The sequence below is a fragment of the Hanstruepera ponticola genome (genome assembly GCF_012931685.1).
In the GTDB taxonomy this organism is placed as follows: Bacteria; Bacteroidota; Bacteroidia; order Flavobacteriales; family Flavobacteriaceae; genus Hanstruepera; species Hanstruepera ponticola.
Genome location: NZ_JABANC010000002.1, coordinates 328,936 through 352,043 on the forward strand (window position 1 = coordinate 328,936; position 23,108 = coordinate 352,043).

21 protein-coding genes are annotated in these 23,108 nt (G+C 32.8%); 3 read left to right on the plus strand and 18 right to left on the minus strand.

The features are described 5' to 3' along the window. The first annotated feature begins 64 nt into the window (after positions 1-64). Positions 65-805 carry an LPS export ABC transporter ATP-binding protein gene (lptB, locus tag HGK31_RS07370; RefSeq protein WP_104734303.1) on the plus strand — a complete coding sequence of 247 codons (741 nt, stop codon included), beginning with the start codon at positions 65-67 and terminating at the stop codon, positions 803-805. On the opposite strand, the gene HGK31_RS07375 is transcribed toward lptB, so the two are convergent. Both HGK31_RS07375 and HGK31_RS07380 read right to left on the minus strand, forming a co-directional pair. Beyond that, complete coding sequence (locus HGK31_RS07375) at positions 806-1,684, minus strand: DUF808 domain-containing protein (protein ID WP_191859162.1); 879 nt, start codon at positions 1,682-1,684, stop codon at positions 806-808. 29 nt (positions 1,685-1,713) lie between these two features. Continuing rightward, positions 1,714-2,463 carry a CDP-alcohol phosphatidyltransferase family protein gene (locus HGK31_RS07380; RefSeq protein ID WP_191859163.1) on the minus strand — a complete coding sequence of 250 codons (750 nt, stop codon included), beginning with the start codon at positions 2,461-2,463 and terminating at the stop codon, positions 1,714-1,716. A gap of 129 nt (positions 2,464-2,592) precedes the next feature. Between HGK31_RS07380 and HGK31_RS07385 the strand changes: the two genes are divergently transcribed. Both HGK31_RS07385 and HGK31_RS07390 read left to right on the plus strand, forming a co-directional pair. Beyond that, the gene (locus HGK31_RS07385) at positions 2,593-3,663 is read left to right on the plus strand and encodes a putative type IX sorting system protein PorV2 (RefSeq protein WP_191859164.1); all 1,071 of its coding nucleotides are present in this window, start codon (positions 2,593-2,595) and stop codon (positions 3,661-3,663) included. An 11-nt stretch (positions 3,664-3,674) separates the two neighbouring features. Beyond that, a complete protein-coding gene (locus tag HGK31_RS07390; protein WP_191859165.1) occupies positions 3,675-4,844 on the plus strand; it encodes a lipoprotein N-acyltransferase Lnb domain-containing protein in 1,170 nt (389 codons plus the stop codon). Between the two features lie 33 nt (positions 4,845-4,877). Here the strand turns inward: HGK31_RS07390 and HGK31_RS07395 are convergent, their stop codons facing one another. The 16 genes from HGK31_RS07395 to HGK31_RS07470 form a co-directional block, all read right to left on the minus strand. Next, positions 4,878-6,269 (minus strand): sugar transferase, encoded by a 1,392-nt coding sequence (locus HGK31_RS07395; protein WP_104734308.1) that lies wholly within the window; start codon positions 6,267-6,269, stop codon positions 4,878-4,880. 78 nt (positions 6,270-6,347) lie between these two features. Beyond that, positions 6,348-7,364, minus strand: coding sequence for a glycosyltransferase family 4 protein (locus tag HGK31_RS07400; protein ID WP_191859166.1), 1,017 nt, complete (start codon positions 7,362-7,364; stop codon positions 6,348-6,350). Next, positions 7,324-8,547, minus strand: a complete 1,224-nt coding sequence (locus tag HGK31_RS07405; protein WP_233451032.1) for an O-antigen ligase family protein — start codon at positions 8,545-8,547, stop codon at positions 7,324-7,326. Before HGK31_RS07405 ends, HGK31_RS07400 begins: the two co-directional genes overlap by 41 nt. A gap of 155 nt (positions 8,548-8,702) precedes the next feature. Then, complete coding sequence (locus HGK31_RS07410) at positions 8,703-9,512, minus strand: transglutaminase domain-containing protein (protein WP_191859167.1); 810 nt, start codon at positions 9,510-9,512, stop codon at positions 8,703-8,705. 107 nt (positions 9,513-9,619) lie between these two features. Continuing rightward, the gene (locus tag HGK31_RS07415) at positions 9,620-10,315 is read right to left on the minus strand and encodes a TylF/MycF/NovP-related O-methyltransferase (protein WP_191859168.1); all 696 of its coding nucleotides are present in this window, start codon (positions 10,313-10,315) and stop codon (positions 9,620-9,622) included. 5 nt (positions 10,316-10,320) lie between these two features. Continuing rightward, complete coding sequence (locus HGK31_RS07420) at positions 10,321-10,794, minus strand: hypothetical protein (protein WP_191859169.1); 474 nt, start codon at positions 10,792-10,794, stop codon at positions 10,321-10,323. Further along, the gene (locus HGK31_RS07425) at positions 10,794-11,867 is read right to left on the minus strand and encodes a peptidoglycan bridge formation glycyltransferase FemA/FemB family protein (protein ID WP_191859170.1); all 1,074 of its coding nucleotides are present in this window, start codon (positions 11,865-11,867) and stop codon (positions 10,794-10,796) included. Before HGK31_RS07425 ends, HGK31_RS07420 begins: the two co-directional genes overlap by 1 nt. Beyond that, a complete protein-coding gene (locus HGK31_RS07430; RefSeq protein WP_191859171.1) occupies positions 11,864-13,471 on the minus strand; it encodes a hypothetical protein in 1,608 nt (535 codons plus the stop codon). The genes HGK31_RS07425 and HGK31_RS07430 overlap by 4 nt, the downstream gene beginning before the upstream one ends. Before the next feature lie 83 nt (positions 13,472-13,554). Then, positions 13,555-14,682, minus strand: coding sequence for a glycosyltransferase (locus tag HGK31_RS07435; protein ID WP_191859172.1), 1,128 nt, complete (start codon positions 14,680-14,682; stop codon positions 13,555-13,557). Continuing rightward, a complete protein-coding gene (locus HGK31_RS07440; protein ID WP_191859173.1) occupies positions 14,670-15,773 on the minus strand; it encodes a glycosyltransferase family 4 protein in 1,104 nt (367 codons plus the stop codon). The genes HGK31_RS07435 and HGK31_RS07440 overlap by 13 nt, the downstream gene beginning before the upstream one ends. A 330-nt stretch (positions 15,774-16,103) precedes the next feature. Beyond that, positions 16,104-17,384 carry a glycosyltransferase family 2 protein gene (locus tag HGK31_RS07445; RefSeq protein ID WP_233451033.1) on the minus strand — a complete coding sequence of 427 codons (1,281 nt, stop codon included), beginning with the start codon at positions 17,382-17,384 and terminating at the stop codon, positions 16,104-16,106. 47 nt (positions 17,385-17,431) lie between these two features. Next, positions 17,432-18,265, minus strand: a complete 834-nt coding sequence (locus HGK31_RS07450; RefSeq protein ID WP_191859175.1) for an FkbM family methyltransferase — start codon at positions 18,263-18,265, stop codon at positions 17,432-17,434. Between the two features lie 109 nt (positions 18,266-18,374). Continuing rightward, positions 18,375-19,595, minus strand: a complete 1,221-nt coding sequence (locus HGK31_RS07455) for a glycosyltransferase family 4 protein (RefSeq protein ID WP_191859176.1) — start codon at positions 19,593-19,595, stop codon at positions 18,375-18,377. 8 nt (positions 19,596-19,603) lie between these two features. Then, the gene (locus HGK31_RS07460) at positions 19,604-20,773 is read right to left on the minus strand and encodes a glycosyltransferase family 4 protein (protein WP_191859177.1); all 1,170 of its coding nucleotides are present in this window, start codon (positions 20,771-20,773) and stop codon (positions 19,604-19,606) included. Positions 20,774-20,778: 5 nt separating this feature from the next. Further along, the gene (locus HGK31_RS07465) at positions 20,779-21,681 is read right to left on the minus strand and encodes a hypothetical protein (protein WP_191859178.1); all 903 of its coding nucleotides are present in this window, start codon (positions 21,679-21,681) and stop codon (positions 20,779-20,781) included. Between the two features lie 2 nt (positions 21,682-21,683). Then, complete coding sequence (locus HGK31_RS07470) at positions 21,684-23,006, minus strand: MBOAT family O-acyltransferase (protein WP_317169722.1); 1,323 nt, start codon at positions 23,004-23,006, stop codon at positions 21,684-21,686. Between the last annotated feature and the right edge of the window lie 102 nt (positions 23,007-23,108).

A 23,108-nucleotide genomic window follows, 5' to 3' on the forward strand; every position in this document is an offset into this window, starting at 1 on the left:
TAAATTAAAACAGAATTTCTAATAGTCATTTTGATTTTACTATTTTAGCCTTGAGTTATTTTGTATGAAACTAAAAGCAGAACATTTAATGAAATCTTATAGCGGCCGAAAGGTTGTTAAAGATGTTTCTTTGGAAGTTAATCAAGGTGAAATAGTTGGGCTTCTAGGACCTAATGGTGCTGGAAAAACAACGTCATTCTACATGATTGTTGGGCTTATAAAACCCAATGGCGGAACCATATATCTAGAAAACAAAAACATTACAAAATACCCCATGTATAAACGTGCCCAAAGTGGCATAGGTTATTTGGCTCAAGAAGCATCAGTTTTTAGAAAATTGAGTATTGAAGACAATATTTTAAGCGTGCTTCAATTGACCAAATTGAGCAAAAAGGAACAACACCTTAAAATGGAATCCCTAATTGACGAGTTTAGTTTAGGGCATATCCGTAAGAATCGTGGTGATTTATTATCAGGTGGTGAAAGGCGTCGTACTGAAATTGCCAGAGCCTTGGCAACAGATCCTAATTTTATTTTATTAGATGAGCCCTTTGCTGGAGTTGATCCAGTTGCAGTAGAAGATATTCAACGTATTGTAGCCCAATTAACCAAAAAGAATATTGGTATTCTTATAACAGACCATAATGTTCAGGAAACGCTTGCTATTACTGATAGAACGTATTTAATGTTTGAAGGCAGTATTCTTAAAGCAGGTGAACCTGAAGAATTGGCCAATGACGAAATGGTGAGAAAAGTATATCTAGGTCAGAATTTTGAATTGCGTAAAAAGAAAATTCGGGATTAATTATTTCTTCAAACTTTTAATCACAAACATAACGCCTTTATAAATAAGTAAAGTCGCCAAACCTACTCCCAAGCCTACAATAAAATCACGCAACAAACTAGGCCAAGATTCTAAAATATGATGTAAAAAGTCAATATTATGAATAAAAATACCTCCAGAAACCAATAAAAGGGCAATTGTTCCAATTATTGAAAGACTTTTTATTACCCAAGGTAAAGCCTTAACTAAAAGATTGCCAAGTGTATAAAGAAACCCTTTTTTATCTTGATTTTTATTAACCAACCACAATCCAAAATCATCCATTCTTACCAATAAAGCTACAATACCATAAACACCAACCGTAGCAATTATGGCGACAATAGAAACCACTAAAATTTGAAACAATAAATCTTCTTCTACAACAGTTCCTAGCGCAATTATGACAATTTCAACTGATAAAATAAAATCGGTAACAATCGCCGATTTTACTTTTTTCTTTTCAATATCAATCACGGCTTCTTTAGGCAAGCTTGCTGATACTTTTTTTTCATCACTTGGGTGCGCATGTGGGACAAAAACTTCATAAATTTTTTCGGCACCTTCAAAAGCCAGATAAACGCCACCTAAAACTAGGATGATTTTTATGGCTGGCGGCAAAAAAGCACTCAATAAAAACGCAACCGGTAGAATAATGAGTTTGTTTACAAATGAACCTTTAGTAATAGCCCACAAAACTGGCAATTCTCTTGATGACATAAATCCAGAGGCTTTCTCGGCGTTCACAGCCAAATCATCGCCAAGAATTCCTGCTGTTTTTTTGGTAGTGACCTTACTCATCACAACAACGTCATCCATAAGAGCACCAATATCATCTAGTAAAGCAAAAAATCCTGAAGCCATAAATTATGAGTAATTAAATTGATTTTAAATTAAACAATAGATTTTTGAGATAATAGAGACAAGACTATGTAAGTCAATATGATTAACGGAATTGCGGCAAACTGTAACACAACCAATAAAACAATACAGAGTATGATAAAAATATAACGCATAGCATTACTTTTAAAATCCCACGTTTTAAATTTTAGAGCAAATAGTTTAAATGACCCATTTAATAAATAGCAACTCAATAACGTGACGATAATCAAAAACCATTTATTTAAAATAATGGTATTCATAGCATCACTGTTTTGAAATTCCATAATAAGTGGTAGAGATAGAATAAGGATAGCATTTGCAGGTGTTGGAAGTCCTTTGAAGTAGGTCTGCTGGTCTTCATCAATATTAAATTTTGCTAATCTATAAGCAGAAGCTAATGTAATTAATAAACCAACTAGTACTATTGGTTGTATTTTGAACCCTAACCAGATCATAGTATCATTCCAATCTGCTTGGCTCACAATAAAAGAAGAGCCAATAGCAAGACCAATTAATTTACACATCACCAATCCAGGCACAAGACCACTAGTAACCATATCGGCTAAAGAATCCAATTGAATACCCAAATCACTTTGAACTTGAAGTTTTCGAGCCAAAAGGCCATCAAAAAAATCAAAGAATATCCCTAAAAACACAAATAAAGCTCCCAAAACATAATTATCATTCAAGACAAAAATAACAGCAATGCAACCGCAAAACAGATTTGCGAGTGTAACCAAGTTAGGAATGTGTTTTTTCATAAGTTTAGAATATAGGATGTAAAAATAACAAACAATTTACGTCTAAAACAACAAACAGGCAATAAGTCGTGACTTTTCAAGTTTATTATATTGAAAAATTATAGCATCTTTGCAAAAAAAGAATTGTACTTGAAAACATTACTAACCACAGCACTATTTATAGTATCTGTATCAGTATTTGGTCAAACTGTACGCAAATATTCCAATGAGTTTATGAATATTGGTGTTGATGCAGCAGCTTTGGGTATGAGTAATGCAGTTACGGCCCACTCTGCCGATGTCAATTCTGGCTATTGGAATCCTGCCGGATTAGTACATATTGAAGATAAGCAAATAGCCTTGATGCACTCTAGCTACTTCGCTAATATAGCTAACTATGATTATATTGGTTTTGCAATGCCTATTGATGATAGAAGCTCGATTGGTATCTCCATTATTCGTTTTGCAGTTGATGACATATTAAATACCACCCAGTTAATAGATGACCAAGGCAATATTAATTATGACCGCATTAGTTTGTTTTCAACAGCTGATTATGGCGTGACTTTTTCATATGCCAGAAAATTACCTTTGGACGGTTTGAATTATGGTATTAATGCCAAAGTCATTAGACGAATTATTGGTGATTTTGCATCATCTTGGGGTTTTGGATTGGATGCTGCTATTCAGTTTGAAACACGTAATGAATGGAAATTTGGAATCATGGCAAGGGATATTACGACAACATTTAATGCCTGGGCAATTGATGAAGATGAATTTGCCACCATTCAAAATGCCGTTGAAGGCCAGAATCAAGAATTACCTGAAACTTCTGAAATCACCATCCCTAAATTACAAATTGGCGTAGCTAAAAAATTTATTATTCGCTATGACTATTCCCTTTTAGCTGAATTAGATTTGAATGTACGATTTGAAGAAAACAATGACATTATTTCTACATCTTTTGCCAGCATCACGCCATCATTGGGATTAGAATTTGGTTATATTGACATGGTTTATTTACGAGCGGGTGTGGGTAATTTTCAAAATGAACTACAAATAGACAATAACGAAACCTTATCCTTTCAACCAAGTATGGGTGTTGGATTTAAATACAAAGGCATACAGGTTGATTATGCATTTACCGATATAGGTGACCAAAGCGTCGCATTATATTCCAATGTGTTTTCTTTAAAACTGGATTTTAGTATTTTTAGGTAAAACATGCTGATATGAAAATTCGATTTCTTTTTATTCTTTGCATTTCAGTATTTCAATTTATTTCCGCACAAACACTTTCTCCAAATGCTCAAGTTAGTATATTAACCATAGGACCAGGATCCTCGTTAAATGATGCATTTGGACATAATATTTTTAGAGTAAAAGATCCCTTAAACAATATAGACATTGCTTATGACTATGGTCGTTTTCCATTTAACGAGCCTGGATTTTACCTAAATTTTGCTAGAGGCAAACTTAATTATTCCATAGGAAAGAGTAACTATCGTGATGTCAGAGATTTTTATAAATGGCAAGACAGAACCATCAAAGAACAAATTCTCAATATTTCTGCAGAAGAAAAACAAGCCATTTTCAACTATTTAAAAAACAACTACAAACCTGAAAATAGAGAGTATCTTTATGATTTCTTTTACGATAATTGTGCTACTAAAATAAAAGATGTTTTAGAGAGTACACTCAAAGGGAAAATTGCGTTTCATGAGCCTGTTGCTTTTGAACAAAAATCATTTAGAACACTCATACAAGATAATTTAGACTACAACTCTTGGGGAAGTGTAGGCATTGATATTGCTTTAGGATCGGTAATAGACAAGACTGCTACTCCTGAAGAGCATATGTTTTTGCCAGAATACATCCATAGCTTTTTTGGAATAGCTACACATGGTCATTCAAAAAAACAATTAATTGATAATGAAAACACGTTATACGAGCAACAGAATTTAAAAACACATAATAGTTTTCTTACTAGCCCTTTAATGGTGTTTTTCTTGATAGCTATCATTATTCTGTTTGTAACATACAAAGACTATAAAAACCAAAAACGCAGCAAATACCTAGATGTAATTTTATTTTTTGTTACAGGAATGATAGGTGTTTTTCTATTATTACTTTGGTTTGCCACAGATCATACAGCCACAGCTCAAAATTACAACCTACTATGGGCTTTTCCTTTAAACATAGTTCTTATTTGGAAATTGAAAGCACAAAAACCTTGGGTCATTAAATATCTAAAGTTTTTAGTAATCATGATGTGCTTATTAATCTTCCATTGGGTAGTTGGCATTCAGATGTTTGCTTATGCGCTTATACCCCTTTTTGTGACTATGATAATTCGGTATATATTTCTAATCCAGTATTTCCAAAGAAGTAATAGTCGCTAACTACCGACAAACCACTACCAACAAAATACTAAATCACTGTCCTCTAAAAAAGATCATAGTGCTGAAAGTTTTAATAATAACATTAGCATCCAAAAAGAAACTTCTATGCTTAATGTAGTAAAGATCATATTGAAGTTTCAACAGACTGTCTTCAACTGTCGATCCATAGCGTACCTTTACCTGTGCCCAACCAGTTAAACCTGGTTTAATTATATGCCTTGTTTCATAAAAAGGAATGACTTGTGACAGTTCTTTCACAAAATAAGGGCGTTCTGGCCTCGGTCCAATTAAACTCATATCTCCTTTCAAGATATTAAGGAATTGAGGAATTTCATCCATTCTAGAACGCCTTAAAAATTTGCCAAACAAAGTGATTCTTTGGTCGTCTTTACTAGCCCAAACTGCTCCATCTTTTTCAGCATTCACTATCATGGATCTAAATTTAATGATATTAAAAACGTCACCATTTTTTCCTACTCGCTCTTGATAGTAAAATAATGGCCCTCTATTAGCCAATAGGTTACCAACAAAAATAATTGGAATAAGCAAAACGCCTAGCGTTACACCCATTAAAGCAAATAAAAGATCAAAGAGTCTGTGAAAAAACAGATACAATTTGTTTTGATTACTTCGGCTAAAAGGAAAATATTTATAAAAATCCTTTCCCACAAACTGAACAGGAACCCTATAAGTAATGTCTTCATAAACTTGAGTATATTCTTTAATTGGGAAACCACGTTCTAACAACACAATTAAGTCATGATAAATTTCAGGCGTAATGGTCTCTGCATTATAACTCGCAACAATTATTTCTGAAATATTTTCATTCTTGATAACACTATGTATTTCATCTGGTTTATACTCTGCAATACCTTTATATTTTAGGCTATTTGGCTGTTCCTCTTCACAGTTTATAAAACCAATAATTTTATAATTTGGATCTGAATTCTTAAAAGCTTCAACAATTGTTTCAATATTAGACGTTTCTCCAACAATCAATACTTTTTTATAAAAACGAGGTGATGTGATGAAAGTCATATAAATAAAACGCCAAATAGCTAAAGCAAGCAAAATAGCTAAAAAGAAATACAATATTTGCAGCCTGTTTTCAGGTAAAGAAGGTGTAAATAAAGGAGTTAACAAATAGAATAGTACGGTAATGGATACGGTTAAAATAATATTTGGCATGACCGATTCCAACCTACTGGCTTTTTGCAAATCGTATAGTTCAAACACAGTTCCAAACACCGAAATATAAAGAATGAGTACAAACACCCATGTCCAGTTTTCTTTTGTTATTGTAAAATAATCAAATACAAATGAATTACTTATAAAATATAATGACAAAAGAACACAAACAATATCCATAATCCGCAATAATATTTTACGTTCAGATATATTAAAATGAATATCTTGTTTAGCCATCTTGTTAATGAAATGTTAAGGGTAAAGATAATAAGTTCATTAAACTTCACAAGTGATGAAGGTTAAATAAAGATTAGCCTATCTATTCAAAACTTTAAACCATTCTTGTTTTACTATTTCCCAATCATATGTCTCAACCTTTGCTCTAGCATTTTTAATAACTGTTTTCGTTAAGCTAGGTTCTTGTTTTAGCCTGACAATCGAATCTGTCATTATTAGGACATTATTTGCAGGAACAAGTAGCCCATCCTCCTCATGCTCTATTAAATAAGGTACACCACCAACATTTGTAGAAACAATAGGTAAACCAATTGCCATGGCCTCAATAACACTTACAGGCATGTTGTCAAAATTGGTGGTATTAATAAATACATTGTAATTTTCAGCTAACGTAATCCATTCTGATTTAGGCAATTTCCCGGTAAAAGTTACTGAAACATCTAGCTTTTTAGATATTTGCTGCGTTTCTTGAAAGCTCCCATCACCAGAATCAGGTCCCACCATACATAATTCCGCTTTATAGCCTTTATTTGTGAGCTGTTTGAGAACCTTGACTGCTAGGCTTGGATTGTAAATTTTAGAGAATGAGCGCACCCATAACAGTTTGATTGTGTCAATATGTCTTTCTCTAAAAAGATAATTATTAATATCTAATGCATTTGGAACAGAAACAATATTGAAGTATCCATAGGATTCAAAAACCGATTTAATAAAAGGAGATGGTGCTATATTTACTTTTGAGTATTTAAAAATTAAACGACTAAATTTAGGATAATGTTTTAAACGACTTTCAAGATTTCCACCATGAAGGATGGGTATATAAGGCAGCTTCAATAAGCGACATAACTGACTTATTACTAGTGCATAGTAAAAGTTTTGAGTGCTGTAGGTATCAATCAAAACACAATCCACTTTTCTATAAGACTTCAAACAAGTCAAAACCATATCCATAAGTCTTAACACTTTATTTGATTTAGAAGATGCATATATCATGTGATACCCTTCATGACCCAGTGCCCTTCCTAACACTTGAATAGAAGAAATATTTGAGGAACTATCCCTTAACTTGTTTCCTATGTATAGGAGGTTTATCATTTGTTACATGTAATAAAGCGAGTGCATACACAAAGGCTGGAGCTGCTAATCGCATGGATGAATGGTTAATGGTAGCAAACCAGAAGGCTAAAAAGGCAAAAAAATAATAATTTTGTTGGTTTTTAGAACGCATTTCCAAAGGTTTGAAGATTAAAATCACTAGAATAATGATTCCAAATATACCATGCTCTGCCAGTACCCTACTAAGTTCATTGTGTGAAGTCACACCTTGCCCTTCTATTTCTATACGCTGATCTTTGGCCCGACTCGATCCAATACCAAAAAAAGGATTAGAAACAAAGCCCTCGAGTTCATTAACAAATAACTCGCCTCTACCAGTTGTTATATCAGATTTATCACGTCCTAAATGATCTTTATTAGCATAACGCAAATCTAACAAACCGCCAGTTTGTGCCGAACTAATAACCCAAATACTAAACAAGCCTACACAAAACATCCCAAAAAGAGTTAATATTTCATTTCGCCTACGCTTGTTCACCGCTCTATAATAAAATAACAAAAAAGCTACAATACAGATTAAAGCAGCATAAATCCCTCCACGACTCATTGTAACTAATGCCCGAAAGGTAATAATCCCAAAAATAACTATATTAAAAATCTTTAATTGTAAATTTGAAGATTTATTAAAAAAACGAACAGCCATAATAAACATTCCCAAGCCTAATATTGTGGCAACCTGATTAGCACCAAATCCACCTGCAGCAGCCCTATTGGAAGTAGTACCACTCAATACTTCCTCTAAATCAGGAGTGTAAAAAAAGTTATATACCGTATGAGCAATTATAGGTAAAACCATATACAATAAAACAGTATTTAATTGACTTATACTAACGCGTTTATCATAACAATACAATGCAGAAATCCCCAAACAAACGGGACCACTTAACACAAAAGCTATATTTGTTCGAAAGCTGGCATCAAAACTTAAGGTTGTAGAAGCTACAAAAATAGAAGGAACAAGCAATAAAAGATATAAAAAATAAGGATAACCTTTACCCGACAAACCTTTATAAAACATACCCATGAGCATAAATAGAATTACTAAATACTTTCCTGCTTCATAGGATATGGCTCCTCTAGTTGTTCTAAAAAATACTTCGGCACCCACAAAATAAGCACATGCCAATAAAATTTCATAGGTTTTCTTGTGATTAGCTGCCATAATGATTCGGTACATAAAAAAAATCAAGGCAGCAAAAAAATACAGTTTTGAAAGACTTTCATTAAAATAAATGACCATCCCTATGAAAGCATGGAATAAAACTGCTGTTATATATGTAATGTTATATTTCAAAAATCAGCATATGAAAAAAACTATTAACTGAATATTTCCTTGTAATTATTAAGTGGAAATCTATAATAATAACTTTTTTTCAAAATAAAAATTATAAAATGAATGACAAAGACAGGAAGGTAAGGTCTTAATGTTTTTAAAAATTTATCATAAATTTTATTTGAATAATTACATAGTAAAAAAGGTACAGTATCAGGATTTAAATAGTTTTTGTTAGCAGTAGTTTCATCTAGACAAATAGTGTCGTTAAATGACTTATAGGTTATCGGGATATTATCATGTAACAACTGATATAGTTCAATAACAGACAAAGGTATGTCATTATTATTATTATAAAACATTGAACAGTATGAGACATCTACCAACACCCATTTATTAAGCTCTTTACAATAAACTTCATTGAACGAATGTCCACCATATGTCTTATTGAAAGGAGCTCTGGTTGAACCCCATTCCCTTACTAGCTTATCATTAATAACACAAAAGTTATTGAATATCTGTGCCATATCACTACAAACCCCACCTTTACCTGCAAGCATAATTTTTAATGCCTCTTCAGAAGGCACACTCAAACCTGGTCCGCCTTTAATGTTTTTCACTAACCAATTGCTTAACTTTTTAATAAATTCTAAATCTGTTTCTGGTATTCCATCAAAAAAAATAACGTCATTTATTTCATGAAAATATTTTGGTATATCCTCTTTTTTGTTAACCTGATTATAATTATATGTACCTATTTCATCAATGTTTGAATTTTTTGACAACAATTTAAATCGTGTTATATACAAGAATGGGTGCCGTTTAAATGCCCAAATAAGTTTATTGATTGTCATTAATGAAATTTAATTTATATAAAAGTTAAAAATAAAATTTTTTTATTAGTTACACTCTAATAAATCAGAGTTTTACTTTCTTTAAGGCGTTTTGAGGATACAACCCGTTACAAAATCCTTATCGCCACATGTGCATAATAACTTTTCGATGACTTTGTATAGGCTATGACTTCAAAATCAACACCATAGGCACTACAATAATCTTCAAAAGCTCTAAATTCGTGTAATATACTTGAAAATTCATCAAATATAATTATAGAACCCTTTTTAATTATATCATGAGCCTTTGTCAAAACAAACAACGTTGATGAATATAAATCAGCATCAATATTAATTATTAATAGATTACTTGAGTCATAGTTATATAAAAATTCAGGCAAAGTATCTTGAAATAAACCTTTTTTAAAGAAAACACGTTTGTCTGCAATTTGTGGTAACTGTCCATTAGTATCAAATGTTCCTTTTTTTAATCCACCCGTAAAATTATCCCAACTTTCTGGTAATCCACTAAATGTATCAAAACCTATAAATCTGGAATTTTTGTCAGTATTCAAACGCGACCAATACTTAATACTCGCACCTTTAAAAACACCAAACTCACAATACGTAATAGCCTTATTATTAATTATAGAATTAACATACTTGTACAGTTCATTTCTACTAACCAAAACAGCACTATGTTGTCCGTACTTTTTATCGAAATCATGTAATTTTGGCAACCAAAAAAGATAACGTAATTTTTCCGAATTAGGAAGCAATTTGGAAAGCCATATTTTAAATTTTGTTGTAAGTTTTAATTTCATGAATTTTATTTTCTATTAAAATAATTTATCTCTCGCTTTGAATAAAACCAAAGCCACCTTTTTGCTTTTATGGAAGCTAATTTATCAAATCCCGCCTTTTCAATACCCTTTATGGAGCTTTTATTGCTTTTGTTAACAACCACAAATACTTCTTTAGAGTTGTTTTCCAATAAGTGTTTTGCTATATAATTAATCACAACGGGATAGATGGCTTGACCTCTGTACTGTTTATTTGTAAAACAATCACCAATTACGGGTCCATTTTTGTGGATAGACTTCAATAAAAAAACCTTTTTAAACACATAACTTTCGTGTACTAATGTATTTAAATCTTTTATAAAAAAACGTGTCTTATTATGAATATTCTCACGCTGAATAGTATATTTAAATTTAGGTAATTGAAATTCATTATACTTAACCATATGGTATATAAATACATCAATACTAACTAGTCGAAATTTTCTAAAAAACCTATTCATTATTTAAGATGTGATAACAATTTAGATATTTTTGATTTATAAGGCTTCAAATGACTATCAAAAAATTTAAATAAATTGAAGTTAAACCCATTAAGTACTAAATGATAATGTGGGTTTTCATAAAAGATGTTTTCCGCACCAAATTTCGATTTGAAATCTTGAACTCCCAAAGATCCGCCCATAGAAATATTGTAACCATTAAAACCTTGCTCAAACGATTTTTTTATAATTTCATACTGTAACATATACCCTAATTTAATATCAGGTTTTTCTCGCAACACACCTCCCATAATATTAGTTATATAACCACTTGTTTCAACAAAAAATGCCGCTGCCTTGATTACATTATCTACTTCACAAATTATAAAATAGGCTTGCTTCTTTGCTATTAAGTCTAGTATAGTACCTTTAAATTCTTTAAATGATCTAAGCGCATAGCCTCCTTGATTGGCGTTTTCTAAAATTACTTGATATCCTTTTTCTATAGACTTTTCATCCGTTACAAATGTGGCTTTAGCATTTTTATTATAAGGCATTCTGATGTTGCGTCTTACTTTGGCTGACCGTTTTTCCAAAAAGGTTTCAGCATTATTAATCCCATAAAAATTTATCCAATTTAAGCCGTAGGTCGTGTAAACATACTTAAACAACTTACCTGAAACAAAGCCTTGCGTTAGGGGGTTCATACTTTTTGGCTTATAAACATGCCTGTCAACAGATTTGTCGGTTGACAATGGTAAACTCAACTGTAAATAACAACAACCTCTTTTTAAGGCCTGCTTTTTCAATTCGCTAAGATGAGTATCAAAATAGGATTGATGATTAGCATCGTATATAGGTCCGTGTGGAATAATATAAAACTTAAAAAATAAAAATTTAGGAATAATCACACCACAACCGCCAATAATTTCGCCATGTTTTAAAACCAAACCTAATTCGTATTCAAAACCATAAGCTGCATAAGACTGTAACCAATCAGAAAGTATTAAATGACTACCTTTTGGATTATTGACAACAAACAAATCCCAGGCATCCAACCATTTCCTATCCTTGGTAAAAACATATTCTATCATCTTACTTTTCTAGTTATCAAATCGTCTTGGTTCAAGACAATTAAATTACCCTCGGCATCACAGTCAAATTTGACACTTTCAAATTGCTTCAAATAGCCTATGAGTTCAGTTAATGTAGGGTTCCAAATAGCTTGAGATTTAATCTTTTGAGACAAATAGGAAAAATTTTTTTCGACTTGAGCATCAATCTCTCCAACTTTTCCAAACAATTTACCTTGATGGTAATTCATTGGTGCCGAAAAATAAGTATGAGCAATAAACAAGCCATGCTCTTTTATTAATAGGTCTAAATTATTTGGACATAAACCTAATTTAAAATCAATCATCTCCAAGGTTTGGAATACAGTAAATGTTTTACCTGAAACATCATGATCAAAAATTACTGGCGAATATTTTGCCAGTGGATAAATGTTATGCTTTCTGGTATTCCAAAATAACCCAATAGGGATAAACAGTCTAATAAGCTTTAAACCATTTAAAAGAAAAAACAAATGCTTCCTAATGGATTTTTTGCTTTTAAAAGTTTTTATATACCGGGCCACATACCTATATAACCGTAAACTGTAGTCATTATTAAAATAATGGAATATGGTATTCTTAATGAACATGGAAATGCGTGTTTTCCAACACAAATTAGCAATCCCTTTAGTAAAGCTACTTAATGTGAATTGGTTTGGATTTAGTTGATTAATAACACCTCGTACGGCAGTTCCAGAATCGACATAATTCCATAAGGTATCAATACCGGCTTCCTTTAGTTTCTTTGCATAATCTGATTTAATTTGCTCATAATTATAATACTGAGACAGGTTGTAGGGCTGGAACCCATGATCTATATATGTTTTTATGGACTCTAGTGGTGGCTTAAAATTTTGAAAATCATTTAAGCTATCTGATAAAGGCTTGATTGATTGTGACAAAGCATGATAAGCTAATTCATGACCGTCTGCTATCCACTTTTCATATTCATCCGAATGGTTATGAAAATTTGCGGTATCTGCGTGTTTTGAATAATGGTTTAAAAAAAAACCTTTTGTAAGCTTTATTTGATGCTTTTTAAAAAACTCTCGTTGTTGCTTAAGATTATTTAACGTATCAAAATCACAATGATCAGTAAAACAAGCTATGGCAGAAAAAGGAAATTTGGAACGACTAATTTCAATTCCGTAATCTTTAACTAACAATAATGCTAAAGGAGTAACTTTTGAAACAACTAATTTACCATCAACTATTCGTTTGGAATTATTTGAATCATATTGAGCTAACGGTTTTGAGTATCTTGGATTAAAATGCCATAATAAAATGTGACTTTGTACTTTATTAATTTCCCAAATCCCAGTTTGTTGATTTGCCTGTATTATCTGGCCATTTTCAAGTTTAATAATTTTGGGAGAATGCCAATTTGCCACATAGTTCTTTTTTACTTCACTCCAAGTATAATCATGATTTCTAACATGTTTGATGTTTGTGTTAAATATAACTTGTAGCGTCAGGGGCTTTTCTTTAATAACAAGCGTATCAATCGTTATTTTGTGGTCATGTTCCTTTTTAAATAAACATACTTGTTTGTCTTTGCCACTAATAAGATTAATTGATTGAATCATGTAAATTATAATAAACGGAGATACCCTTTGCCTCTTAAAATTTTAGGCAAAATACGAGAATTTTTATAAGTATTAAATTAATATTAAAGAATGTCGTTTACTATACGTTTGTTGTAGTAATTATATGTAAATCGCTTCCTATCATTTTCTTTAGAACCTATGATTTGCAAATAAGCTTGAGGAGTTAGTTTTAAAAACTGCTTTAAGGCCTGATGAACACCTTCTGCATTAATACTATTCAATAGATAGCCATTCTGTTTATGAAGCACATAATGGCTTATGGCAGAAACATTTGATACTATAGGTATGCAGCCATAATTCATAGCTTCTGCAATCACCTTTGGGAATCCTTCGGAGGCCGAAGGCAATACAATAGCATGCGATTGTTTGTAGATATCATGAACTTCGGACCTTGCTAGCAGTCCGTAAAATTTGAATTGGACTCCAATTTTTTTAGACTGTTGTATATAATAATCTTTCAAAGGACCATCACCTACTATATGAATAGTCTTTATTTGCCTTTTTTCGATTTCATTGAGCAAATTGATTCCCTCAATTAAAATACTTAACCCTTTGGCTTCTTCCAAGCGTCCGACAAAACATAAATGAATATCATTCTTGTCAAAATGCTTATTGGCTATAACAGTCTGACCTTGTGAAAGCTCAACATCAGTCAAACAAGGGTTTTCAAATGACAAGCATTGTTTAGGCTGGTCATGCCATAACCCATTAATAGTCACAGGTCTTTTTTGGTTCTTTAAAAGCCATCTTTGAAAGCGAGAAGCTATTGGCGGGTTTTTCTGCCTCCAATTACCTGCATATTTAAACCATCCCATTTTGTTTTGAAATAGTATTACATAAGGAATTATAAATACACCTATTCCAGTAGGTGCTCTAAATTGAAACCAATCACTTTTTTCAAGTTCAACTTTTACAATCTTAATTATTTTTAGACTGTTATTTAAAATCCTTAACTTATCAGCTAGTGTTTGTCCACCTACGGCTGGCAGTGCCACAAACTTTATTCTTTCAGAACTATATGGTAAAGCATTTGATGGTGGTTCACCTTTATGTAGCATAGCCACATGAGTAATGGTATCAAAAATGTCCAAAAGATGATTAATCTCTGTTACCGTTGAGCCCAAACCAACTAATGTACCATCAGATTCAATAAAATGTTCTGTATGTGATATTATTGTTAGCGAACGCATGATATTATACCTATATAGTTTTCAATAATAATATTCCAATCATGTGACTGTGCCCAAGTAATTGAGTTTAATCTAAAAAACTCTTGAGCTTTTAAGATTTTTGAAATTGTAACTTTAAATGTTTCACTGTCTGCCCTATCAATTACGAAACCTGAATAATTTTGTTTTATCGCATCTTCAATACCACAACCTTTTGAACCAATAGCTGGAACACCTAAAGCATTGGCCTCTAAAATAGCGATACCGAAACCTTCGACATCTCCAGTTATACTTTCAGTGCTCAACATCACAAATATATCTGTGGCAACTAAAGCAGCTTTAAGGAACTTATCATTGACAGCACCATGAAAGGTGATAAATGACTCAACACCTAATGATCTAGCTACATTCATGAAATCTTCAGCTTCGGTTGGTATTCCAATACAATGGTAATGAATTTCCGGAAAATCACGGATTAGTTCTGGCAAATGCTTGATAACTTCTAATTGCCCTTTACGACTACTCACACGCCCTACCGTGGTAAGTACGGGGTAACCCTTTAATTCCTGGCATTCCAAATGGTCTTTATTCCATACCACTGTATTGATTCCATTTGGAATCACAGTCACTTTCAAATTTAAATGAGACACTAGGTCCTTAGTATAATTTGAGACAGCAATAACTTGCGTAAATTGTTTAAGAGCCCAATTTGTGACAGCTGTTAAACCAAAGGATTTAAAATTCACTTCAGTACCATGAATAACAGCCAAGCTTGGACGTTTCAAGAATCTAATACACCATGCTACATTCCAAAGCGAAAATTTACCGGTAGCAATAACAAGATCATTTTTTTTAAGTGCTTTTATGGTTTTAAAAACTCTATCAAAATACATAAATAACCTTATGTTTTTTAATTGGGTGCGCTTTACTAAAAATGGTAATTTTGCATCAAATTGCTTTTCTTGATCATTAACGGCTGCCCTTTGGTCAGCAATAACAGTAACCTCAAATTGGTTTTTAGATAAATATAGCCCTAAATTATAAGCATGATTTCCTATCCCACCTGGTTGTGGCGGAAATTCAGAAGTGACAATGAGTATCTTTTTATTCAATAACTTATTTTTATTTTCTATTAATATGTTTCTCAATCATTGTTTCTTTTACTGTCATTGCCATAAGCGACAAAGAGTGACGCGAAAATTTTGAAATTTATTTCATTCAGAAACCTCCAGTTTTCCTATTTTGGAGAATAATACATACATCGCTATAACATGATTAATCGGCTATTCATTGACACGTTTTTTTCGCCCTACATCCTCTCTATGACTCAAAATTTCAATTTATAATCTAAAAAATCAACTAGTAAGTTTATTATTTAAAACCTATTTGCAATACTATTTATTATTCATCTATTACTTCTATTTTCGAATTCAACTTCAAGTTCATCGTTCTAACTCATCAATCAATGGCCCTTCTTTCAATTTCTCGCTAGCCAACATCCAACTTTTACCAACTTGAAACAAAACTAATGGGAGCATCATTATACTCAACAACAAAGCAAATAACAGCATGAGTCTGCTTTTTTTAAATTGATAGGGTAAAATAGACATTGGAATAGTTCGCAACAAAGACCACCTGGCCGCTACATTCCCATAATAACGTCTAAAGTAATAAAGCACACTAGGTATAGGTCTTGGTGCAAACAGAGAAGTTGGCCTGAAAGCATCCCAACTCCCTAATTCACGCAATCCTCCTGTCCCGGCTTTGATATCTACACAAGAAGCTTCTGGATTAGAAACGCTTTTTAAATCAGCCAAATATAAGCGCATACCAAATTCACCATCGCCCATACGTTGCTTTTCAAACTGCCTATCAAATAACCCTACCCTTTTAAAAACATCTCGGTATAGCATAGCATTGCCCGTAGCAAATTGCGACCCAATAGCAAAAAATGAACGTTCTCTTGGAATCTTTTGACCATCTGGATAAAAAACACCTGCCGAAACCTGTACTTTGAAAAAGTCTAAACATTTTAAATGAGCCGAAATCCAATCAGTCTTAATGCGTACATCATCTTCTGACAATCCGATAATGTCTCCCTTGGATCTTTTAATGCCTGTATTACGTGCTAACCAGAGCGCTTTTTCTTCCTGTCGGATCAGTTGGATATTCAGATTGAAATTGGTGTAAAAATCAGGGTCATAATTATCAGATTGATCAATTACCAAAACTTCAAAATTCGTATAATCCTGTTTCTCAAAATCTCTCAAAATATGTTCTAAATGGTCATATCTATTTAAAGTTGGAATAATAATACTAACCTTTGGATTCCTGTCCATTAAAATGGAATCAAATGTTAACCATTCTGAATACTTGATTGGTGAAAATTCTTGAAACCGCCGAACTTGACGCGTATTAAACCAAGCCCTTAATTCTTTAACGGGGTTTTTAAAGGATAGTAAACGGATGAATAAAACATATAAAACCCAGGCACCATGAAAATAACGACGTACAAACCTATAATTATCATAAACAGAGACAGTCTCAAAATGCTGATAAACACCAGCATCTCCTACATAACCAAGTTGTATGGCTTGCCAAGATAGATCATAATCTTGCGCATGTTCTGACTGATAGCTGCTATCACGTTTTAAATATTTGACAATCTTTTCTGGCAACAAGTCGATTCTAGGAAAAACGGTTCGCCCCTTTTTCGTATGCAATCGAAAATAATGTGTGGGTTGTAAGTATTTAAGAAATAAAAATGGCATCAAATGGTGTTAGGTAGTGCTGCGTTTTGTCGGATTCCCTTTAAGTATTCTGGATAGCTTTTGCTTTTAGGTAACAGTAATAAATGGCATTTACCCCGACTCTTGATGGTATCTGCATCAATTAATACCTCACCCGTTTTAAGATACCAGGCTTTGTAATCCATCTCTTCACACCAATCTAACATCAGTTGTCCTGCAGCTTTCATTCCTAAATTTTGGACATTGTGCATTTCAATAAAAAAAGCACATTGCGTTTCTCTGGCAAGTTTTTTAGAAGCTTGCATTACCAGTGTTTCCGCACCCTCCACATCAATCTTGACTAAATCAGGAGCTTTATTATAATAATCATATAAATAATCCAAAGTCACTGTTTTCACATCCATTGAAGTCTTAAGTGCTGAAGCCGTTTGGGCGTGAGAAGCATACATACTGCCCGCTGCACCTGAACCTATGGTATAAAACTTAATAGTATCATCCACTGAATTACCAACAAAGGCCGACACGTAATTCACGTGATTACCAACCCCATTCATAATAATATTTTGAGCTGCCTTTTGCAAAGCTATCGGGTTAGGATCAACCAAAATCAATTGTTTATGTGGATCTTGAATTAATGCTAGTAAAGCCGTATAACCTACATTACAACCAATATCAAAAATTATATGGTGATGTTTTACCAAATAAAACCACCAAGCATCGTCTTGGTCAACCTGTTGCCTGATAGTCCCTTTTAACACACGCAGATTACAACCACAAAACGTCACAGATTCAAACTTATGCTCATGTAAGCCTATTTTATAGTATAGTGATTTAAGTGAATTTTTTAAACGCATGCAAATTATTTTGGCCGTTAACTTTCTTTATGGCTAATTTAAACAATAAAATAATTTCACAATACAAGAACACAAGATTATATAGTCACAAAACTCAATAAACCCTATATTAAAGTCTTTTTGATTTAGCTACAGGTTGTTTATAGAATTCAATAAATTTCTCCTGCTGTTGCTTTAAATTAAACTGACTCGATACGCGCTGTTTAGCCTGGCTTCGTATTTTAGTTTTTTCAATTTCAGGCATATCAACAACTTCTTTAATCTTATTTGCTAATAATATCGGAGATCTTTTCGCTACAACCCAACCCGTTTCATTATCTAAAACATTTTCTTTCAGTCCTCCACTATCTGAAACAATAGTAAGCAAACCCATAGCTTGAGCCTCTAAAACAGCGTTACAAAAACCCTCTTGAATACTGTATTGCATGTATATATCTGCTTGCATCATGACTTCCTTGACCATTTCATGAGGTTGTTTACCTAGTAATTCAATTTGGTCAATGATACCTAATTGATAAGCAGAAAAAATTAAACGTTCCCTCTCTTCTCCAGAACCAATTAAAGTATACTTAAATGGAATACCAAGTTTCTTTAAATGATATAAGGCCTCTAAAGTATAATCTAATCCTTTTACCCAATGTAACCTAGCCACTGTAAGGATATGCAAAGTGCTTGAATTATGAATACGGTCTCCTCTATTAAATTTCTTGATATCAATTGCCGGAGATATGACATGAATTTGAGAACTCGCCACATTATTACTCACTAATAAACGCTTCATTTCGTCAGATAGCACATGATATTTTACTGGTTGCTTATACAGGCTTTCATAACAATTATTATGTTTTAGTGGCGATAAATACATATCAAACCCTCTAAAACTCACAGCCATTTGTGCATCCATTGCTTTAGAAACATACTCTCTATTTACAACTAGTGTGGCATATCCAAAATGCAACCAATCAAGATTTTCTGAAAGTAATGGTTGGTTAATCAAAATATTCTTTAAGCTACGTTTCATTGTAACCCCATTATTTCTTTCCAACAACAAAAGTTTATAGCTGCGCCGAGGATTTATCAAAACTGCCTTAAAAAAAGCTGTTAATGCATGATAACTGTTTTTCAAAAAACCTGAATTAAAGCTTTTCAAAATTTGCACGGTACAAGGAAGTGTATTACTAATTCCCTCTTCTTTACCAACAAACAAAATAACATTATAACCTTTATTGACTAAACCCATGATTTTATTTCTAAAAAAGGTTTCAGAATAACCAGGTAAAGTAGGGAGTACAATTCCTATAGTTTGTATTATGTTCTTTTGACTATTCAAATTGAAATCTAGATGTGTTTATAAAAGTCATACATGCGTGTTATCATTTCCGATTTTGTATGTTGTTCCAATAGTTTCTGGTAAGCATTAGTTGCAATATAATTTCTTTTATTCTCAGATAGTTTACTTATTGAAGTAATGGTCTCAGCGATGAGTTTTGAATCTCTTTTGGGTACAACAAACCCCGTAATGCCATCAATAATAACTTCTTCCATACCACCACAATCAGTAGTTAAAATCAATGTCCCTAATGACATGGCTTCCAAGACCACATTCGCTACACCTTCTTCAACACTAGGCAAGAGTAATAAATCAGTATTTTGCATACGTGTCATTACACGCTCATTTGGTAACTTATCAGTTAATTCAACTACATCAGCGAGCCCTAGATCATGTATGTGATAGAGTAATTCAATATCATCACAACCACCTACAATAGAATACTGAAACAAAAAACCTTGATCCTTTAGTAATTTACAGGCATCTAAAGCATAAGTATAACCTTTCTTCCAGTGCGGTCTACCAACTGATAAGACTTGAAAAACCGCTGGTGTTTTTCTAACAACATCAGGCTTTGAGCCAGTGAGCTCTAGACCACTATAAACTACTTTTATTTTATCTTGTGTTGCGCCATATTTCTGTGCCTCAACAGCAATGGCTTTTGATACGGCATGAAACCCATCGACCTTCGGGAAATTGCGGCAATACACACTTGCCAGTTTTTTATCTGCAATAGGTGAGTAATTAATATGAGCACCACGTAAGCTTACCACGAGTTTCATTCCAAATTCCTGAACCCAAATCCAATCTCCAATACCTTTAGCCCATTGTAAATGAAAAATATCAGGTTTATGCCATAAAACGGGATAGCATTTTACCTTATTGTTTAATGTGTTTTTGGATTGTGACAATAAAAGAGTGTCTAACTTTTTCTTATCATTTCTTCTTAAGAAAAAAAGTAATAGCGAATACGTCAACAAATAAAAGGCTTTATGCAACTTACTATTTGTATAGCCAAGAACCCGAACCTTATTACTATAAGTAACACGTCTAGCCTTGATTCCAAATAGGAATATATCGCACAAACCTGTCTCAGACAAACCAGTGATAAGCCGCTCAATAAAAGTAGTGCTGGGTATCTCTCCAGAATAGATAGCTATTTTAAGTCTTTTTTTCAAATTAACTATTGTTCCGTTATAATATATTTATTGAAATCTATTGTCAGTTGCCTACTAGCTTTATCGCGTCCCAGTGTATTAACATGTATCATATCATGAAAATAACGACTATCCTTAAGTACATCACTATGGTCTATGATTAAATATTCTGTATCATCAAAGGCAGCTTTCTTTCCTTCCATAGGAGATATATAACAAATAAGAGTTATATCATGTAACTGACATAATGCTTTAATTTTTTTTAGATAATTATTAGTAAAATCTATCGGAAAATTCTCAAAGTTTTCTATAGGTCTTGATGGGGTTTTATAGTTTGGATAAGTATAGTTTCCATTTATATCAAACCGATTGCGTCTTTCTGGAGATAAAACACTTAACAACGAAGGATAAAATACTTCAGCATTATAATACGAAACACCAATAGTAGGCAACCATCTAGAAAGTGTTAGTGCATGAGCTCTAAAACCGGTAAAATTCTTAAAATGATCATAGACATAGGGCCTATCTATATACATTAAAAACCTATAGTCATTATCACTAATATCGTCATGTTTAGTAGTATAATTTGTTGGATTCGGTGCCAAAATACAGTAATCGGTCTGTTTACCTTCAGCCAAAAAATGTTGTAACATTAAATATTGGCTTGGTAATGATGTATCATCTACCGCAAGATTTATCCCTTTAACATCTAATTCAGAGTCTATCAACTCTGTATCTATAGTGGTCAAACCCGTACTAGCTCCTAAAACAATATAGTCAAATTGCTTCTGAACTACGCCATTAGCTAAATAAGCAGGCTTATAAAAATGAGACTGTCGCAATAACCACAAACTGCCATAACTAATCAAGAAGGACAGCAGTAAAAAGCCCGATAATATAAATCCTATTTTTTTAAGAAACACTAACATACCTAAAACTGAAAATATATAAAGTCCGCAGGGTTTTTAAACACTCCCATAAAAGCTATTAACAAAGCTATAAATATAGCCGAATAAGACGACAACCTGACTTCTTTATGATTTTTTTGAATTGCATTATACTCAAATAATAAAAGTACAATTAAACTAACACCAATAATCATACTAAACAACAATGATTTTGAAGTTGTGTGAAAAAGCGACAAGGAACAACTGTTAAAACTAAAAATATCAACAATCATATTATTGGCATTCAAAACGGTATCGGCTCGAAAATAAATCCACGCCAAACTCACCAATACAAATGTTATCATTATCTTAAAAAGCTGCCTAAAATGTAATCGGTTATCATCAACAAATATTCTATTGGTTTTAGTCATCAATAAAGGTAAAAACAACAAGGAATGAATGCCACCCCATATAATAAAGGTCCAATTGGCTCCATGCCAAAGTCCACTAACCAAAAAAACAATAGCAACGTTTCTTAATTGCGACAGTAAACTCCCTCGCGAGCCTCCTAATGGGATATACAAATAATCCCGAAACCAGGTTGAAAGTGATATATGCCAGCGTCGCCAAAATTCAGCTATATCTCTAGAGAAATATGGGAAAGCAAAATTAACCTTCAAAGAAAAACCAAATAAGCGTGCCACACCAATGGCAATGTCCGAATAACCTGAAAAATCACCATAAATTTGAAATCCGAATAACAAGGCACCCATAAACAACTCCATAGAAGAATAACTGCCTGCACCGTCAAATATTTGGTTTACAAAAAAAGCACAATTATCAGCCACGACTACTTTCTTAAACAAGCCCCAGATTATCAAATAAAAACCACTTAAAGCAAATTGGCTATCAAAAACTCTAGACTTATTAAATTGTGGTAATAAATTTTTCGCGCGTTCTATTGGTCCAGCTACCAATTGTGGGAAGAAGGAGACGTAAGCAGCAAATTGAATAAAATCTGACGTAGGCTCAAGTTTATTTCTATAAACATCTATGGTGTAACTCAAGGTTTGAAACGTATAAAAAGAGATACCTACTGGCAAGATAATTTTCAGGGTATCCACATCCATTGAAATCCCAAATAGTGCCCAAGCATCCATCCAGCTTTCAATAAAAAAATTGTAATACTTAAAGAAGCCCAAAAGTCCCAAATTGCAGGTTAAACTCAATATCAGTAGGACTTTCCGATTATTAATATTGCTAACTTTATGTAGCTGCCTACCCACAATAAAATCCACCAAAGTACTAAATGCTATTAATCCTAAAAAACGCCAATCCCACCAAGCATAAAAAATATAACTTGCCAACAATATAAATAAGTTTTGTAGCCTTAAATATCTGTTTAATAAATACCAATAGACTAGAAATACTATTGGGAGAAATATTGCGAAGCTTATTGAGTTAAATAA

Coding starts and splice junctions, on each gene's coding strand:
- HGK31_RS07430 (WP_191859171.1), bottom strand. CDS start 13,471: ATGATTCAATCAATTAATCTTATTAGTGGCAAAGACAAACAAGTATGT.
- HGK31_RS07405 (WP_233451032.1), bottom strand. CDS start 8,547: ATGGCAGCTAATCACAAGAAAACCTATGAAATTTTATTGGCATGTGCT.
- HGK31_RS07420 (WP_191859169.1), bottom strand. CDS start 10,794: ATGAATAGGTTTTTTAGAAAATTTCGACTAGTTAGTATTGATGTATTT.
- HGK31_RS07465 (WP_191859178.1), bottom strand. CDS start 21,681: ATGTTAGTGTTTCTTAAAAAAATAGGATTTATATTATCGGGCTTTTTA.
- HGK31_RS07380 (WP_191859163.1), bottom strand. CDS start 2,463: ATGAAAAAACACATTCCTAACTTGGTTACACTCGCAAATCTGTTTTGC.
- HGK31_RS07415 (WP_191859168.1), bottom strand. CDS start 10,315: ATGAAATTAAAACTTACAACAAAATTTAAAATATGGCTTTCCAAATTG.
- HGK31_RS07410 (WP_191859167.1), bottom strand. CDS start 9,512: ATGACAATCAATAAACTTATTTGGGCATTTAAACGGCACCCATTCTTG.
- HGK31_RS07395 (WP_104734308.1), bottom strand. CDS start 6,269: ATGGCTAAACAAGATATTCATTTTAATATATCTGAACGTAAAATATTA.
- HGK31_RS07435 (WP_191859172.1), bottom strand. CDS start 14,682: ATGCGTTCGCTAACAATAATATCACATACAGAACATTTTATTGAATCT.
- HGK31_RS07400 (WP_191859166.1), bottom strand. CDS start 7,364: ATGATAAACCTCCTATACATAGGAAACAAGTTAAGGGATAGTTCCTCA.
- HGK31_RS07425 (WP_191859170.1), bottom strand. CDS start 11,867: ATGATAGAATATGTTTTTACCAAGGATAGGAAATGGTTGGATGCCTGG.
- lptB (WP_104734303.1), top strand. CDS start 65: ATGAAACTAAAAGCAGAACATTTAATGAAATCTTATAGCGGCCGAAAG.
- HGK31_RS07375 (WP_191859162.1), bottom strand. CDS start 1,684: ATGGCTTCAGGATTTTTTGCTTTACTAGATGATATTGGTGCTCTTATG.
- HGK31_RS07450 (WP_191859175.1), bottom strand. CDS start 18,265: ATGCGTTTAAAAAATTCACTTAAATCACTATACTATAAAATAGGCTTA.
- HGK31_RS07390 (WP_191859165.1), top strand. CDS start 3,675: ATGAAAATTCGATTTCTTTTTATTCTTTGCATTTCAGTATTTCAATTT.